A 15,613-nucleotide genomic window follows, 5' to 3' on the forward strand; every position below is an offset into this window, starting at 1 on the left:
TGAGCTGCCCACCATTCATATAGTTCCTGCCAAGATGAATTGTTAGTCCCATTATGAGCTGCCCACCATTCATATAGTTCCTGCCAAGATGAATTATTGGTCCCATTATGAGCTGCCCACCATCGGTAAGCATCTCCCATCATCTTGTCCAAGCCTTTGAAAAAGTCTGCGAGTTCTTCTTCAGAAAAGTCTTCCAAATTATTAGCCGAAGGCAATTCTAATATTGGAGTATCTTCAGTTGTCAGGATTGCTGTATAATCAATTCCCATTTCTCCATATACTTCTAAAGGAGTTGAAGGAACATCGATATTTTCTTCAATCCACTGTAACGATTTTCCTAATTCACTCGCCAAATTCACTTTTGCTTGGGCAAGCAACAGTTCTAATCCTTCTTGAGTGAATAACTCTTCCACATCTTGTGCTGATTCGCTCAGGTCATAACCCATGACATCAAAGGCTAAAACATCCAAATCACTAATGTCTGCTCGCTCTTGATACCAAAGAGTGGGATCCATAATGCCTAAAGGATCATAGCGCCTTTCCCAATGACTAGCTTGGAAGCCATCGCCTTCTTTGCCCGTAGACATTTTGGCACTTAACGTTTCTCCCCCATCAGCAGAAAACCAAGCCACGCCACCAATAGATAAATCATTTACTGCTCCATCAGGATTATCTTGAGCTAAACTTGCAGCCGAAAAACGAAATAAATCTAGTGGAGAAAAGTTTCCAAGTTCTGTCCGATCAGAATGAAGTGTCTCTTCTTGGAGTGAAAAATCTAAACTGCTAGTAAATCCAAGAATATGTCCTGTTTCATGGAGAGCCACACTTAGGAAATCTAGAGTATTTTCCTCAGCTTCACTGTTTCGCAGATAATTGAAGTCCCAGGCAAAATCCTGGTTTATCACAATTGTGCCATCGAGGAAATGTTCTGATTCGTCTAGGACATAGCGATCTAAACTAATAGCTTCTGTCATCCCCAAGGCCTTGGCTAAAGCTGTAGTTAATTTTAGTTTAGTGTTGCCACCAATTAAGTCTCCATCGAGCAAAAAATCAATAGTATTGCCTTGCTGTAGAGCATCAAAGGCTATTTGATCTTCTGCTGAGGTGATGTCGGCTTTATAATATTGCAGAAATAGGGCGTAATGCTGCTCATGAAATTTGGGAATTGCCGCCCCAATCACATTGGGATTAAGTTGGTCAGTGGCCTGGACCAGGATATTAATATCTATGTTATCAGCAAATAATTTACCCCAAATAATTGATGCAATCTCGTACCCGATCCTTTGTTCGAGACTGATAGCTAGATTATAAATAAAGTTTATTTTCATTATTATCTCTTTCTAAAGATTATCTCAATCAGTGATAATCATCAATTTATATAGATTCTCGTGTGTCAATCTAAATAGTAGAAGGAATAAGATTCAGTTGGGCAAAGTTAAGCTAAATATTGTCGAAAGTTCTTGTGAAATTTGAGGTGATTTTTTATTTATTATTTAAGTAAAAATACGGTAATTAGAAATTAAATAAGTTTTATGAGCAGAAGTAAGATTATGATAGTTTTGGTGATCCTAACTAAAAATTTTTGACTCTCAGGAAAATATCATATTTGCGAGCAAAAATTACCCAAATAAGCAATAAAAACTGTAGCTTGTTTGAGCGAAAGATATTAAATCCTAAAAAAAGGAAGATGAAGAGAATATTGCATATGATTAATTGAGAGTTGCAATTGATGATAAATCTAGAGATTCAAGAGAAGAATTGGTATTTAACCATAAAAGGTATTCTACATTTCCTGCTGGGCCTTTAATCGGAGAAACCGTTAACCCTTGATAATTCCACCCAATTTTTGAAGCTGCTTGCCACACTTGTAAAATAGCCTCTGCTCTATCTTTAGGATTGCGAACTACCCCCTTTTTTCCGACTTTGGAACGTCCAACTTCAAACTGAGGCTTAATGAGTAAAATTACTTCTTTTGGCGAAATTAATAAATCCCATAAAGCGGGCAAAACTTTGGTTAAGGAAATGAAGGACAAATCCATTACCCCCAAATTGGCGGGAAAATTTTCACTGTATAAGTCTTGCGAGGTTAGATAACGGAAATTTGTTCTTTCTTTGAGAACAACTCGGGGATTTTGTCTAATACTCCAAGCTACTTGTCCATAACCTACATCTACACCATAAACTTTTTTTGCTCCTGCTTGTAGAAGACAGTCAGTGAATCCCCCTGTAGAAATACCGCCATCTAGACAAATGCGCTCCTCGACATTGATCGCAAAAGTTACTAAAGCTTTATTGAGTTTTTCCCCACCACGAGACACATAGGGTGGTTTCGCTTTTAATTCAATTGTTGCTGCCGTATCGATTTTAGTTCCTGCTTTATCGATAATTTGGTCATTAACCTTCACTTCTCCTGCGCCAATACAGCGTTGTGCTGTGGCGCGTGAATCACAAAAATTACGCTCTACTAAGAGAACATCAAGGCGTTGTTTGGGCATTGTTTAATTCTTAAATGATGTGTTTAGTAAAGGTACTGTTTTCAATTCCTTACAGTAAATAAGTTAATTCAAGATAATTGGCCAATGCTTTTGAGAGCCGCTAAAACCTGCTCCAGTTCATTTTCCCTGTCAATAGACAATGCATAGGAACGACTATAGATGGGAATATCTGCTTTTTGGAGTTTAACAAAGACAAACTCTCTACCATTGACCAGAAAACCAAACTTTGGTTTGTCACTTTTGGGACTAGAAAGCATATAAGCTAGAGCTTGAGGTAACGCTTCCATAACATCAAATTTAGTACTTTTCGATTCGATAACAAGTATCCAAAGTCTCTGTTGCACAATTAAAACATCTATTCTCCCTCTGACAATTAATTCCCTATCTTTAGCAGAAATTTCTACCGACTTTTCAGTTCTTATTGAAAAGGGTGATTGAAAGAACCCAGCTAGATCTAGTAAGGGTGATAGCACAACCATCTTTACGCCTTCCTCCAGAATAGAACGGCGATTCGCCAAGTTAAAGAAATTACTGCGAACTCTTGCCAGACAAGATTTTTCGTCATAGGTTAAAGAAGGTAGGTTGTCTTGCCACTCTCTAAAAAATTTTTCATCAGTTGTTAATTGCAGTCCAAAGTTTTCTTGCAATTCTTCTAGACTAATATCTTGAGCTTGAATAGTTTGAACCATAATTAATGATTGTAAGTAAATGCTTTCTTTTTTCAAAGCAACTCTTGTTTTAACCGATAAATAATCGTTTTGGGTTGGGCTTGGGATAAAATTTCGGCGATGACAGTCGAAGCGCCTAAGGAACCCCAGGTACAACCCTTTTCCAAATAGGATTGCGTAACCTGACCCACTACATAAGTGCCGTATCCCGCGATCGCAGCTTGCGCTGTGGCTGTACTAGTATAAATGGCAAAGCTTCCAGCGCTTTCCACTGCTCCTAAAATAGCCCCACCACCTTTGCCTGCACCTAAAATTATATTGCTACCAATTTCGCCTAATAATAATCCTCCAGAACTAGCAAAGATTTTGCGAAATAAAGTCTGGGCCTCATAAGTGGTAATGGGCAAACCATACAATTTACCCAGGGAGCGAATCAAAAATAAATCGGTAATCAAGCCGCCTAAAACATCGAATAGGGGAAAAGGATTTAATGCCACAGCCAAAGCTTTATATCGGGCATATTTCCAAATAATTTCTTGGGCTGACTCTTTTCTCATTGCGACAGTCTGGTTGGCAATGTTTTTTTCCGCATTTCTCGCTTGTACCAAAGAATTTAATGCCAATAAAGAGCGTCCTTCCCTTTCAACAATTCTCAAAATAGTGTTTTGCAATTCATCTATTTGAGGTCGAGGCTCTTCCAAAAATTCAGTGATAGTTCCATCCTCTGCTTTTGAGCGTACCTGAATTGCTTGAGGTTTGGCCGCCACCATCACTATTTCGTCAGTAGAAATGAGCTCTCCCAAATCAGTGCCACTCTCGCCTTCATTGAGTAATTGCAATTGTTGATAAATACTTTGGCGATCCTTATCCGGATAGAGATCAACCTTATTAAAAATAATGATTAGAGGTTTCTGACTTCTTCTTAATTGACATAATACAAGATATTCTGTGCGGGTAATATCTCCAGCAATCACAAATAAAATTAAATCGGATTTTTGAGCAATTTCCTGAGCCATCTTTTCTCTGGCTTGTCCATCAATCTCATCTAAACCAGGAGTGTCTATCAACTCTACTTCTACTGAATCAGGAGTTGGCTGCCAAGAAGTCGATTGAGGAAACTGAGTAACCCCGTTTAAAGGCCCTGTTTTCAAGATCTCTCTTCCGACTAAAGCATTAATTACAGAAGATTTTCCACAACTAACTAAACCAAAAGTTGAGATTCGCAATAGTTTCTGATCTAATTTATCTAAAGCGTTTTTCAAGTTCTGCAAATCGGAGCGCACTGCAGTTTGTAAGCCTTCGTCTGGAGTATACTTGCCATGGCGGCGGATATTTCCATACCACGAAATTGCTTGTTGGATACTGGCGCGAGCGCGGTCAAAGCAATTATTCTCTTGAGACAATATTGCTGATATTGAGTCCTCGCTATTCATAATTTCCTGGTTCCTCCTTTTTGCACTTGTCTATTCCAATCTCTCTTAAATGAAATAGGATTACTATAGTAACCTTTAGTCGATTTATGGGAATCATAATTGAGTGAAGGCCAAATCACAACTATATTCATCGATTGTCTAATTTTAGGAAAATTAGAATCATATTGGAAGTTATTTTTATATTTAAACAAATAATCTGAACTGTAATAAACAGATAATTGATTTTAAGGGAGAATGGTAATCGGGTGAACAAGCAGAATAACTCACATAATGGTAAGCCTGGCGAGATAGAAAAGAAAACAATAATCCAAAATTTTGATGTTATATCTTCGCAATCGCCAGAAGAAGTTAATGATTTATTTGAAGGTCATAGCTTGGAGGAAGAAAACTCTTTATCTCTTAATGATCTAAATTCTGCTGCCAACTCCTTTGATGATGCTGACGACTTGTTACCCTTCATAGAAAATAATAATATTTATAGTGAAGACATAGGAGATTTGGAGATCGAGTCGGAAATAGACTTGTCTGCTTCCCTCGAAGGCGTGCTAGATTCCGAGTCTAACAATATAGATGATCTTGATGATTTAGAGGAACTTAACGACTTAGTGTCAAGCTCAGTTGATCTTGAGGCTTTAGATTCGTCTAATGAGCTGACAGAATTAGATGAGCTTTTGGATGAACCGATCAATGACATGGATAGTCTAGATGAGTTCGGCGAGTTGGATAACTTACTAGATCCTAATGATGATGATTTAGATGGGCTATTAGTAGATTCTAAAGCTGAGAAGCCTCCCTCACAACCTTTAAAAAACAAGGTGTCTAAGGCCAAAATAAATCCTCCTCTTCAGCCGGAAGCTCCCAAAGGACAAGTCTTTGAGCAGACAATGCGAGTGTCGGTCAAAAAGCTAGACAACCTCAATAACATGATCGGAGAGTTGGTAGTTAAACGTAATCGATTAGAAGAAGATCAAGAACGATTACGTCGCTTTTTAGATAACTTATTGAATCATGTTCAGTCTTTGGGCGAAATGGGCGGGAAAATGCATGATCTTTATGAGCGATCGCTTTTAGAAGGAGCATTAATTGCCAGTCGTCAACAAAATCAAGCAAATTCTCGTAAAGTTTCTAGCTTCATTGATGTTGGTGCAAAAGATGAGGGAGATGATGAACTTAACGCCTTAGAGTTGGATCGTTTTACTGGGTTCCATTTACTATCTCAAGACATTATCGAGTTAATTGTTAGAGTAAGAGAAGCTGCTTCGGATATTCAGTTTGTGGTTGACGAAACGGATAAGGTCGCCCAGTCATTGCGACAAGTAACTGGTCAGCTGCAAGATGGGATGAACTCCTCTCGGATGGTTGCTTTTGGCCAAACTACAGATCGTCTCCCTAGGGCAATTAGAGATATTTCCCGTAAACTCCACAAACAAGTAAATCTTAATGTAGAAGGCAAAGATGTTCTAATTGACAAAATGATTGTGGAAAATCTCTACAATCCGATGACTCATTTAGTGAATAATGCCATCACTCATGGCATTGAATCCCCAGAAGAAAGAATTAAGTTAGGGAAAAGCGAGCAGGGAACAATTCATATTAGGGCGTTTCTCCAAGGAAATCAAACTGTAATTACAATTACTGATGATGGGGCAGGGATTGATCCTGAAAGAGTAAAAGCTAAAGCTGTTGAGAAAAATCTCATTACTTGGGCGCAGGCTCAAAATCTCTCTAAACAAGATGTTTATGATTTATTATTTAGAGCTGGGTTCAGTACCAAAGATCAAGCAGATGACTTCTCAGGAAGAGGCGTCGGCATGGATGTGGTTAGCACGGATTTGAAAAAGATTCGGGGGACTATCAGCATTGAGTCTGAAATTGGCAAAGGAACTGTTTTTACTATTAGATTGCCTTTGGTTCTGAGTATTTGTAAGGCTTTAACTTGTGTTTTTAATGGCACTCGTATTGCCTTTCCTATTGATGGGGTTGAAGATACCAGCGAATATCATTTATCTGATATTCAGACCAATGCTAATGGTATCAAATCTATTTCTTGGAACAATAGCCTGTTACCTTTTCAACCTTTGGGAAATTTACTGTCTTACAATCGTCGAATCGCTCGAGCAGGAATCTATAATGTCAATCAGGAAGAGGACACTGTTTCAATTATTATCCTTCGCAGTACTGATAACTTACTGGCATTGGAAGTAGATCAAGTATTAGGAGAACAGGAAATTGTTATTAAACAAATCGAAGCGCCAATTCCCAAGCCAGCAGGTATTGCGGGAGCAACTGTATTGGGAGATGGTACGATTATGCCTATTGGAGATGTGTTGGAGTTAATTGAAATTGCCCAAGGTAAGAGGACAATCAATCTTGGATTTAGTATCTGGCAAGATGGGAAGGCAAATAAAGAGGATGATATTGCGAATGAACCAATGGTATTGGTTGTCGACGACTCTATTACTGTGCGGGAGTTACTGACTCTTAGTTTTAATAAATTAGGTTATCGCGTTGAACAAGCTAGGGATGGACAAGAAGCTTGGGATAAACTTCGTGGTGGATTGCCCTGTGACATGATTTTCTGTGACATTGAAATGCCCAGAATGAATGGTCTGGAACTATTATCTAATCTCCAAAAGGATGAGGAACTTAAACTGATTCCTGTGGCAATGTTAACTTCTCGTGGTGCAGAAAAACATCGCAACATGGCTACAGATCTCGGAGCAAAAGCTTATCTAACTAAGCCTTATACAGAAAAGGATTTAATGGATGTTGCTCAAAAATTAATTGAAATTAGCCTAGCCAATAAAGAAACAGAATTAATGGTGGTTAATGATAATACTGAATTCAATATTTATCCTAATGATCCTAAATCATCAATTAATAATAATCCTGTCGTGTTGATTATTGATGATTCGGTAACTGTAAGAGAGTTGCTTTCTATGACTTTTTTGAAGGCTGGCTATCAGGTAGAAAAAGCTAAGGATGGTCAAGAAGCCTGGGATAAATTGCAGGATGGACTAGAATGCGATCTTGCTTTCTGTGACATCGAAATGCCTAGAATGAATGGGTTAGAATTATTGTCTCATCTCCAAAAAGATGAGAATCTTGCCTCTTTTCCAATCGCGATGCTAACTTCCCGCGGCGCCCAGAAAATGCGTAACATTGCAGCCAAAAGAGGCGCTAAGGGTTATTTTGTGAAACCCTATGTGGAGGAAAATTTATTGGATGCTGCCGAGAGAATGATGAACGGCGAAATGCTGCTTGAGCTGGATCTTGTGGATGATTAAAATGATTAATGGGCAATGATTAATGGTCAGTGTTAAGTGTTTATTTATTTTTTCCTGAAATTAAACCTCTTCTGCCATCAGAACTAGAAATTTTCAGGAAATGCCGCAAATTTTGGATTGGTTGACTTGGCTCAAGTAAATCTAATTTTGCGATCGCATTTTCTAGGGAAAGACTTTCATGATACAAAATGCGAAAGGCTTTTTTTAGTTGCCGAAGATCTTCCTTGCCCAGACCTTTTCTTTTTAATCCTACAAAATTCAGCGATCGCACTTTCGCCGGATTTCCTTCCACCAGCATATAGGGAGGAACATCCCGATTAATCCGACTCATGCCGCCGACCATGGCCATCTGTCCAATATGGACAAACTGATGAATCCCTAAAACTCCACTAACAACAGCTTGGGATTCAATCACGACATGACCAGCCATTGCCACATTATTCGCAATAATTACGTCGTTCTCAATAATACAATTATGAGCCACATGAGAATATGCCATTAAAAGATTACCATTACCAATCATGGTAACTTCTCCTTCTTCTGTCGCTTTATTAACAGTGACATATTCCCTAATCTGATTATTGTCGCCTATCTTAACAGAACTATTAGCTCCTTTATACTTCAAATCTTGGGGTTCTAAACCAATAGCTGCACCAGGAAATATTCGGTTATTGGCCCCGATTTCTGTCCAGCCATCAATGACGGCATGGGAACCAATAATCGTATTTGCCCCTATCGTTACTTGGGAGCCAATAATGGCATAGGGATCTACCCGAACAGTAGGATGCAACTGGGCTGAGGGATGAACAATCGCAGTCGGATGAATTAAGTGACTCTCGAACATAGCTGATGATTTGATTGCAGAACTCATAATTCCTAATTTTCTAGTCGATTAGGGAAAACAACATTTCGCCTTCTACTGCGACTTGACCATCTACTTTTCCTTGGCCTTTCATTTTCGCAATTCGATTGCGTTTGAGAGCTAGAAGTTCCACTGTCATTAGCAACTGGTCTCCAGGAACAACTGGGCGACGAAAACGAACTTTATCGATACCAGCAAAGGCAAAAAACTTTCCTTCGAGCTCTGGGATTTGCATTAAGATTGTGCCTCCGACTTGCGCCATGGCTTCAATTTGTAAGACTCCTGGCATTAAAGGTTTACCTGGAATATGCCCAGGAAAATAAGGTTCGTTAAAGGTAACATTTTTTAATCCTACAGCTTTTTCTTTAGGTACATATTCGATAATGCGATCGACTAAAGCAAAAGGATAGCGATGGGGTAAAAGTTTATGTATTTGTTCTGCGGTTAAAACGGGCATTGCAATTTTCAGTTTTCAATTTTCAAACTCGCGCGTTCCCTAGATGAGTAAAACTCATCGGGGTCGCTCGTCAATTTTCAATTAACAAAGATATTTTTTTAGCTAATTGAATATGGAGTTTATGGCTAGCTTTATAGGCTAGAAAATGAGCTTGGGGAAAGTTTCCCAGCAAACTTAGATCTCCTACTAAGTCTAATAGTTTATGCCGCGCTGGCTCGTTAGTAAATCGTAAAGGAGGATTTAACCAACCTTGATGACTACAAACTAAGGCATTATCAAGACTGCCGCCTTTGATCAATCCAGCTTGTCGTAGCTGTTCCATACCTTCGGCAAAACCAAAAGTACGAGCAGGCGCGATTTCTCTAGCAAAATCTGACGGGTTTAGAGTCCAACTATGCCATTGATTACCGATCGCATCATAGGGGAATTCAATGCCATAGGTAAAGCGTGTCTCGAATGAAGGCATCGCCGCGACAAAAGAATCTTTTTCCTGAACTACTATAGGTTGTTGTATCACTAGAGGAGAAAAAGAATTATGTTCGATAATTTGTTTGGTCAAGGTATTTTCTGCGAGCACGTCTGCCCATAATTTTGCCGAGCCGTCCAACAAAGGGACTTCGGCCCCATCTATTTCAATTCGGGCATCGGCAATTCCGTTAACGGATAAAGCTGCTAGCAAATGTTCTACAGTTCGGACTTTAACTAGAGAACCTGAGGTGGTCTCCTGTGCTAATTCTGTAGAGAGGGTAGTTTGACTCACCGAGTTCAAATTAGCTTGGATAATTGGCTGCCCAGGTTGATCTACCCGCACAAAATATCTGCCAGTTCCTGGTTTTGCTGGCATTATTGTGACGGTGCTAATAAGTCCAGAATGTAATCCGACACCAGATAATGTAAAAGCTGTAAACGCTTCTGGGAGATTTGTGAGCATAATTTCTTTTCTCATCAACGATACTTTTTCTTTGCCCCTTGTAGAATCTATCAAATCAATAAATAAATCGAAAAATGGCAACAACAAATAAATTTTGGCTGACCAATCTAATTCTGACAATTTTTCTGGGAACTTTACTCCTAGGAGGTTGTTCGTCAGGGGACTCTTCCCAGTCGTCCTCATCATCTGATAACCTTACCCCAGTACAATCTATAGTCGAAAAGACCAGTAGCAAAGAAATGTTTGATAATTTACCAAGACTCGAAGGAATGGCGAAGGTTAAATTAATGGTGAACGGTTCGCCGATCATTATTGAGCTTAATGGTATTGAGGCACCAATCACTGCTGGAAATTTCGTTGATTTGGTACAAAGAGGGGTTTATAATGGTTTGGTTTTTCACCGCGTGGTTAAATCACCTCAACCGTTTGTCGCTCAGGGTGGAGATCCTTTAGGTAATGGTACAGGCGGCTTCACCGACCCTGAAACTGGCAAAAAACGTTCTATTCCCCTGGAAATTAAATTGACCGGAGATGATGAGCCCACTTATAGCAAGGGTTTGGGCCAACAATCAGGCATTATGTCTCCTGATGTAGTTCTTAAACATAGTCGCGGCGCAGTAGCGATGGCTCGCTCTCAAGCTCCTGATTCTGCTTCTTCTCAGTTCTATATTGCTTTGGCTCAGCTGGATTTTCTTGATGGGGATTATGCTGTATTCGGTCAAGTGTTAGAAGGAATGGATGCGGTAGATGGCATCGATCAAGGCGATATTATTGTATCTGCTGAAGTAATTGAAGGCATTGAAAACCTTAAAAAGTGATTATTAAACATTGACCATTGAAAAACTTTCAATTTTCAATTTTTCATTTTCAATTAATTAATTAATGGATGTTGTAGTTACGGGGATTGGTTTGCATTCTTGTCTTGGTTCTTTGGCTGAAAGCTGGCAAAGTTTACAGAAAGGAAAATCGGGGATTAGATTAATGCAGCCTTTTCCTGAGCTGCCAACTTATCCTTTGGGAATGATTGGGAATAATCCCGCGAATTTGGATGAGCTGACTAGGATTGTGGTTAAATCTGCTCTAAAAGATGCAGGGTTAAAGACTCCTCTGCCTGACTCTGGAGTGGTCATTGGCTCTAGTCGTGGTTGTCAGTCAACTTGGGAGAATTTAGCAACTCAATATACTTCCAATAGTAATTGGTTAGATAGTTTGCCTCACCGTGGCGCAGTACTAGCAGCTAAAATAATTCAAACCTCTGCCCCAGTTTTGTCACCGATGGCTGCTTGTGCGACGGGGCTTCATGCGATCGCAAGGGCTTATGAGTTAATTCAAACTGGCAGATGTCAAAGGGTAATCACTGGAGCAGTAGAAACGCCGATTACCAGGCTGAGCTTGGCAGGTTTTGAACGTTTGGGAGCTTTGGCAAAAACTGGCTGTTATCCTTTCGACAAAAAACGTGAAGGTTTAGTTTTAGGCGAAGGTGGCGCAGTTTTAGTGCTTGAATCTGCAAGTTTAGCAAAGGCCAGAAATGCTCATATTTATGGAAGGATATTGGGTTTTGCCTTAACTTGTGATGCACAAGGGATTACGGCACCTGAATCTGATAGCAGAAGTGCGGCGATCGCGATTAAGCAATGTTTGGTAAGAAGCGACTTAACTCCTGATCAAGTAGATTATCTCCATCTTCATGGGACTAGTACCAGGTTAAATGATCTTCATGAGGCAAGATTGATCGGGCATTTATTTCCTCCTCGAATCTCAGTTAGCTCGACAAAAGGAGCTACCGGGCATAGTTTAGGAGCTTCCGGTGCAATGGGAGTGGCTTTTTGTTTAATGGCCTTACAATCTGGGTATTTGCCCCTTTGTGTGGGACTAAATGATTTGGTCTTTCCTTTAAATGCAGTAAGGAACCAACAAAAAAATAACCCCCAAACCGCCCTCTGTTTTAGCTTCGGTTTTGGAGGTCAAAATGCAATACTAGCAATAGGAAAATACAATTAAGGGAACAGGTCAAGGTTTAATGGGGTTTGGTTTTCACCCATTACCCATTACCCATTACCCATTACCTTCTCTAGTTCATATGAAGATAATTCGCTTCGGCTTCTATCTGTCTCACTAGTTTATCGTTGCCTTGGGCTCTTGCTGCTTCTAGGCGATGTTCCAAATTCTTGCGAAGACTTTCACGGTAAGTTGAAGCTGCTTTTGCTAGTTTCTCTTGGCGATTTTTATTCATAATGGACTCTTTAGATTAAAAAAAGTAATGTAAATGTCGGTATTTACTTATACGATAGCATTTTGTTCGTGAAATGTAGTCTACGTAACAGAAATTTTACAGAAATTTAAAGCTGTTTCTTTTTTATGTCAAAAAATAAGATTGTTGCTCTGCTAACGGATTTTGGATTACAGGATGTTTATGTGGGTGTAATGAAAGGTGCGATCGCAAAAATCAATCCTCAGTTACAAGTCATAGATCTCACCCATGAAATTCCGCCTCAAGATCTTATTGCAGCAAGATTTGCCTTGTTGAATGCTTATCGTTATTTTCCTGAGAATACAGTTTATGTAGCAGTTGTAGATCCTGGAGTCGGTAGCGATCGCCGGGGGATAGCTATTCAATTTCCCCATGGTTGGCTTGTTGGGCCCGATAATGGAATCTTTTCTGGGATACTTGATGTTAGTCCGGCAATCAAAGCAGTAGAGTTAAATAATAGTCAATATTGGTTGATCCCCAATCCCAGTAATACTTTTCACGGCAGAGACATTTTTGCGACCGTGGGAGCTTATTTAGCTCAGGGGCTTTCTCTAGAATCATTGGGGAAGACAATAGCTTTGGAAAGTTTAGCCACTTTATCTTTGACCGAATTACGAGTGGGCGAAACTTCTATTGCTGGTTGTATTCAATATTGTGATCGCTTTGGAAATCTCGTGACAAATATTCCTGCGGATCTTCTTGGTGGGCAAAATTGGCAAATTGAAATTTCTGGTCAAAATATTCCTGTGGTGAAAACCTATAGTGATGTGGCGATCGCAAAACCTCTTGCTTTAGTAGGAAGTCATGGTTATCTAGAAATTGCGGTCAATGGCGGCAATGCCCAACAAGATTTGCAACTTAAAGTTGGCGAAATAATTTTGTTACTATCAGAATGATTTTTTCTCTTCATTCTTCGTAATCACTGGCAATTTCAACTTCGAGGGTATCTTCATCTACATGAATATACAAAATATTAGGGCGGCAACATACTTGACAGTCCTCAACATAGGATTGCTGCATACCAGAACTAATATCGACAAAAGTTGTATTTTCCTCTCCACAAAAAGCGCAATAGTACTCTGATGTTGTCTGCATATACAATTGATTAGGGTTGATAGTTGCTGGGCAATTAATAACTGTTTACTAAAACTAATTAGACGGGAAGAGATTTATGGCATTAGTAGTTCAAAAATATGGTGGAACTTCTGTTGGCTCTGTAGAAAGAATTCAAGCAGTTGCCCAAAGAATTTACAAAAATGTCCGGCAAGGGAATAGCTTAGTGGTTGTCGTCTCCGCAATGGGCAAAAGTACAGACACCCTCGTCAATTTAGCACAGCAAATTTCTTCTAATCCGTCTCGTCGAGAAATGGATATGTTGCTTTCGACAGGAGAACAAGTTTCGATCGCCCTTTTAAGTATGGCCTTACAAGAATTGGGTCAACCAGCCATTTCTTTAACAGGTGCGCAGGTCGGCATTGTAACTGAAGCCGCCCATTCTCGGGCAAGGATTTTAGAAATTGATACTAAACGCCTAGAAAAAAATCTGAATGAAGGGAAAGTCGTGGTTGTTGCTGGCTTCCAAGGGGTCGCCTCTAGCCAGGATCTCGAAATTACTACCTTGGGCAGAGGTGGCTCGGATACTTCTGCTGTAGCATTAGCTGCTTCTTTGAAAGCCAATCGCTGCGAAATATATACTGATGTTCCAGGAATTCTCACCACAGATCCTCGTCTGGTCCCTGAAGCTCAATTAATGCCGGAGATTACTGCCGATGAGATGTTAGAACTGGCAAGCTTGGGCGCTAAAGTTTTACATCCACGAGCAGTGGAAATTGCTCGCAACTTTGGTATGCCCTTGGTGGTTTTGTCTAGTTGGAGTGATGAACCTGGGACTAAAGTAACCAGTCCTAACCCTCAACCGCGATCGCTAAAAAACTTAGAAATTACCAAAGTAGTGGATGGTGTTGAAATTGATACTAATCAATCAAAAGTTGCTTTATTGAGAATTCCTGACTGTCCAGGGGTGGCTGCTAATCTATTTAATGCGATCGCTGAACAACAGGTAGATGTGGATCTAATTATTCAATCAATTCACGAAGCAAATACTAACGATATCGCTTTTACTGTCACGAAGGATGCCTTGCAACAAGCTGAAGCAGTTGCTCATGCGATCGCCCCTGCTTTTCGTAGTAATCCTAAATCTACAGAAGAAGCAGAAGTCATGATCGACAACCAAATCGCTAAGATTGCTATTTCTGGTGCGGGAATGATTGGTCGCCCGGGAATTGCCGCGCAAATGTTTAGAACTCTGGCAAAAGCAGGAGTTAATATTCAAATGATTTCTACATCAGAAGTCAAGGTTAGTTGTGTTATCGATCAAGGCCAATGTGATCTTGCCTCAGAAGTTCTTTGTGAAGCTTTTGAAATTGCTAGTTCTACTTTGCCGATAATCAATCATGACATCGCCTCTGACGTTCCGGCCGTTAGAGGGGTAGCATTAGATAGGGATCAGGCTCGTTTAGCAATTGTTAATGTTCCAGATAATCCGGGAATGGCGGCTCAAATTTTTGGTCTGCTCGCCGACAAAAATATTAGCGTCGATACAATTATTCAGTCTCAACGCTCACGTATTATTAATGATGTTGCCACTCGCGATATTGCCTTTACTGTTGCCCAAGATGATGCTCAAATTGCTGCGGTCGTTCTTCGTGAATTGGCCAAAAATATTGGTTGTGGAGAAATTACGGTTGATACTGCGATCGCGAAAGTAAGTATTGTGGGAGCAAGAATGGTCGGAAATCCAGGAGTGGCTGCGCAATTCTTCTCGGCTTTAGCCGCGGCGAAAATTAACATTCAAATGATTACTACTTCCGAGATCAAAATTAGTTGTGTAGTTGCTGAAGAGCACGGCGTGCAAGCCCTACAATCTGTTCATAATGCCTTTGAATTGTCCAACGTGAGCTCCTAACGAAAATAATTATTTATGTCCGAGAGAAACAGGGTTTGTAAGTCCAAACTAAACACTAGTGCCGCTGCGCGGAAGTAATAAGTAATAAGTAATAAGTAATGAGTAATAAGTATTGATATATCAGCTTTTTGCTCTTCGTTGATGGATAGCTTATTTAACGTGAGTTCGACGAAAATTTGAGAGAAAAGAAAGGCTGACATTGTATACTCATAATAAGCAGAATTAGAGAATCTCAGCTAATTTTATGATGACATCAAGATTAGA

The 15,613-nt window shown here is 39.8% G+C and carries 14 protein-coding genes; 5 read left to right on the forward strand and 9 right to left on the reverse strand.

What is annotated here, in order from left to right; translation table 11 throughout:
* The 4 genes from XEN7305_RS02950 to XEN7305_RS02965 all read right to left on the reverse strand — a co-directional run.
* Nucleotides 1–1,328: NF038122 family metalloprotease (locus tag XEN7305_RS02950; RefSeq protein WP_006507845.1), on the reverse strand; the 1,328-nt coding region annotated here is incomplete at its 3' end.
* A gap of 381 nt (nucleotides 1,329–1,709) precedes the next feature.
* Nucleotides 1,710–2,495, reverse strand: a complete 786-nt coding sequence (locus tag XEN7305_RS02955; RefSeq protein WP_006507846.1) for a TlyA family RNA methyltransferase — start codon at nucleotides 2,493–2,495, stop codon at nucleotides 1,710–1,712.
* 68 nt (nucleotides 2,496–2,563) lie between these two features.
* The gene (locus XEN7305_RS02960) at nucleotides 2,564–3,184 is read right to left on the reverse strand and encodes a type I restriction endonuclease (RefSeq protein WP_006507847.1); all 621 of its coding nucleotides are present in this window, start codon (nucleotides 3,182–3,184) and stop codon (nucleotides 2,564–2,566) included.
* A gap of 32 nt (nucleotides 3,185–3,216) precedes the next feature.
* Nucleotides 3,217–4,596 carry a GTP-binding protein gene (locus tag XEN7305_RS02965; RefSeq protein WP_006507848.1) on the reverse strand — a complete coding sequence of 460 codons (1,380 nt, stop codon included), beginning with the start codon at nucleotides 4,594–4,596 and terminating at the stop codon, nucleotides 3,217–3,219.
* Nucleotides 4,597–4,841: 245 nt separating this feature from the next.
* On the opposite strand from XEN7305_RS02965, the gene XEN7305_RS02975 reads away from it, so the two are divergent.
* Nucleotides 4,842–7,883, forward strand: a complete 3,042-nt coding sequence (locus XEN7305_RS02975) for a hybrid sensor histidine kinase/response regulator (RefSeq protein WP_006507849.1) — start codon at nucleotides 4,842–4,844, stop codon at nucleotides 7,881–7,883.
* 40 nt (nucleotides 7,884–7,923) lie between these two features.
* Here XEN7305_RS02975 and lpxA read toward each other — a convergent pair whose 3' ends face one another.
* The 3 genes from lpxA to lpxC all read right to left on the reverse strand — a co-directional run bounded on the left by lpxA (nucleotide 7,924) and on the right by lpxC (nucleotide 10,133).
* Complete coding sequence (lpxA, locus tag XEN7305_RS02980; RefSeq protein ID WP_006507850.1) at nucleotides 7,924–8,754, reverse strand: acyl-ACP--UDP-N-acetylglucosamine O-acyltransferase; 831 nt, start codon at nucleotides 8,752–8,754, stop codon at nucleotides 7,924–7,926.
* Nucleotides 8,755–8,767: 13 nt separating this feature from the next.
* Complete coding sequence (gene fabZ / locus XEN7305_RS02985; RefSeq protein WP_006507851.1) at nucleotides 8,768–9,202, reverse strand: 3-hydroxyacyl-ACP dehydratase FabZ; 435 nt, start codon at nucleotides 9,200–9,202, stop codon at nucleotides 8,768–8,770.
* A gap of 70 nt (nucleotides 9,203–9,272) precedes the next feature.
* The gene (gene lpxC, locus XEN7305_RS02990) at nucleotides 9,273–10,133 is read right to left on the reverse strand and encodes a UDP-3-O-acyl-N-acetylglucosamine deacetylase (protein ID WP_040896573.1); all 861 of its coding nucleotides are present in this window, start codon (nucleotides 10,131–10,133) and stop codon (nucleotides 9,273–9,275) included.
* Nucleotides 10,134–10,207: 74 nt separating this feature from the next.
* Between lpxC and XEN7305_RS02995 the strand changes: the two genes are divergently transcribed.
* Nucleotides 10,208–10,951 carry a peptidylprolyl isomerase gene (locus XEN7305_RS02995; RefSeq protein WP_040896567.1) on the forward strand — a complete coding sequence of 248 codons (744 nt, stop codon included), beginning with the start codon at nucleotides 10,208–10,210 and terminating at the stop codon, nucleotides 10,949–10,951.
* Between the two features lie 64 nt (nucleotides 10,952–11,015).
* A complete protein-coding gene (locus XEN7305_RS03000) occupies nucleotides 11,016–12,134 on the forward strand; it encodes a beta-ketoacyl-ACP synthase (RefSeq protein WP_006507854.1) in 1,119 nt (372 codons plus the stop codon).
* Nucleotides 12,135–12,204: 70 nt separating this feature from the next.
* On the opposite strand, the gene XEN7305_RS29255 is transcribed toward XEN7305_RS03000, so the two are convergent.
* Complete coding sequence (locus XEN7305_RS29255) at nucleotides 12,205–12,366, reverse strand: hypothetical protein (protein ID WP_006507855.1); 162 nt, start codon at nucleotides 12,364–12,366, stop codon at nucleotides 12,205–12,207.
* 125 nt (nucleotides 12,367–12,491) lie between these two features.
* Between XEN7305_RS29255 and XEN7305_RS03005 the strand changes: the two genes are divergently transcribed.
* Complete coding sequence (locus XEN7305_RS03005) at nucleotides 12,492–13,280, forward strand: S-adenosyl-l-methionine hydroxide adenosyltransferase family protein (RefSeq protein WP_006507856.1); 789 nt, start codon at nucleotides 12,492–12,494, stop codon at nucleotides 13,278–13,280.
* 10 nt (nucleotides 13,281–13,290) lie between these two features.
* On the opposite strand, the gene XEN7305_RS03010 is transcribed toward XEN7305_RS03005, so the two are convergent.
* The gene (locus XEN7305_RS03010) at nucleotides 13,291–13,479 is read right to left on the reverse strand and encodes a CPXCG motif-containing cysteine-rich protein (RefSeq protein WP_006507857.1); all 189 of its coding nucleotides are present in this window, start codon (nucleotides 13,477–13,479) and stop codon (nucleotides 13,291–13,293) included.
* Nucleotides 13,480–13,555: 76 nt separating this feature from the next.
* Here XEN7305_RS03010 and XEN7305_RS03015 point away from each other — a divergent pair, with 76 nt between their 5' ends.
* Entirely contained in the window at nucleotides 13,556–15,349 is a 1,794-nt protein-coding gene (locus tag XEN7305_RS03015) for an aspartate kinase (RefSeq protein WP_006507858.1), read from the forward strand.
* Nucleotides 15,350–15,613 lie beyond the last annotated feature (264 nt).

The organism is Xenococcus sp. PCC 7305, from assembly GCF_000332055.1.
Taxonomy (GTDB): domain Bacteria; phylum Cyanobacteriota; class Cyanobacteriia; order Cyanobacteriales; family Xenococcaceae; genus Xenococcus.

Excerpts from the sequence above, each read along its gene's own strand:
- XEN7305_RS02955 (WP_006507846.1), bottom strand. The coding sequence starts at position 2,495 with ATGCCCAAACAACGCCTTGATGTTCTCTTAGTAGAGCGTAATTTTTGT.
- XEN7305_RS02960 (WP_006507847.1), bottom strand. The coding sequence starts at position 3,184 with ATGGTTCAAACTATTCAAGCTCAAGATATTAGTCTAGAAGAATTGCAA.
- XEN7305_RS02965 (WP_006507848.1), bottom strand. The coding sequence starts at position 4,596 with ATGAATAGCGAGGACTCAATATCAGCAATATTGTCTCAAGAGAATAAT.
- lpxA (WP_006507850.1), bottom strand. The coding sequence starts at position 8,754 with ATGAGTTCTGCAATCAAATCATCAGCTATGTTCGAGAGTCACTTAATT.
- fabZ (WP_006507851.1), bottom strand. The coding sequence starts at position 9,202 with ATGCCCGTTTTAACCGCAGAACAAATACATAAACTTTTACCCCATCGC.
- lpxC (WP_040896573.1), bottom strand. The coding sequence starts at position 10,133 with ATGCTCACAAATCTCCCAGAAGCGTTTACAGCTTTTACATTATCTGGT.
- XEN7305_RS02995 (WP_040896567.1), top strand. The coding sequence starts at position 10,208 with ATGGCAACAACAAATAAATTTTGGCTGACCAATCTAATTCTGACAATT.
- XEN7305_RS03000 (WP_006507854.1), top strand. The coding sequence starts at position 11,016 with ATGGATGTTGTAGTTACGGGGATTGGTTTGCATTCTTGTCTTGGTTCT.
- XEN7305_RS29255 (WP_006507855.1), bottom strand. The coding sequence starts at position 12,366 with ATGAATAAAAATCGCCAAGAGAAACTAGCAAAAGCAGCTTCAACTTAC.
- XEN7305_RS03005 (WP_006507856.1), top strand. The coding sequence starts at position 12,492 with ATGTCAAAAAATAAGATTGTTGCTCTGCTAACGGATTTTGGATTACAG.
- XEN7305_RS03010 (WP_006507857.1), bottom strand. The coding sequence starts at position 13,479 with ATGCAGACAACATCAGAGTACTATTGCGCTTTTTGTGGAGAGGAAAAT.
- XEN7305_RS03015 (WP_006507858.1), top strand. The coding sequence starts at position 13,556 with ATGGCATTAGTAGTTCAAAAATATGGTGGAACTTCTGTTGGCTCTGTA.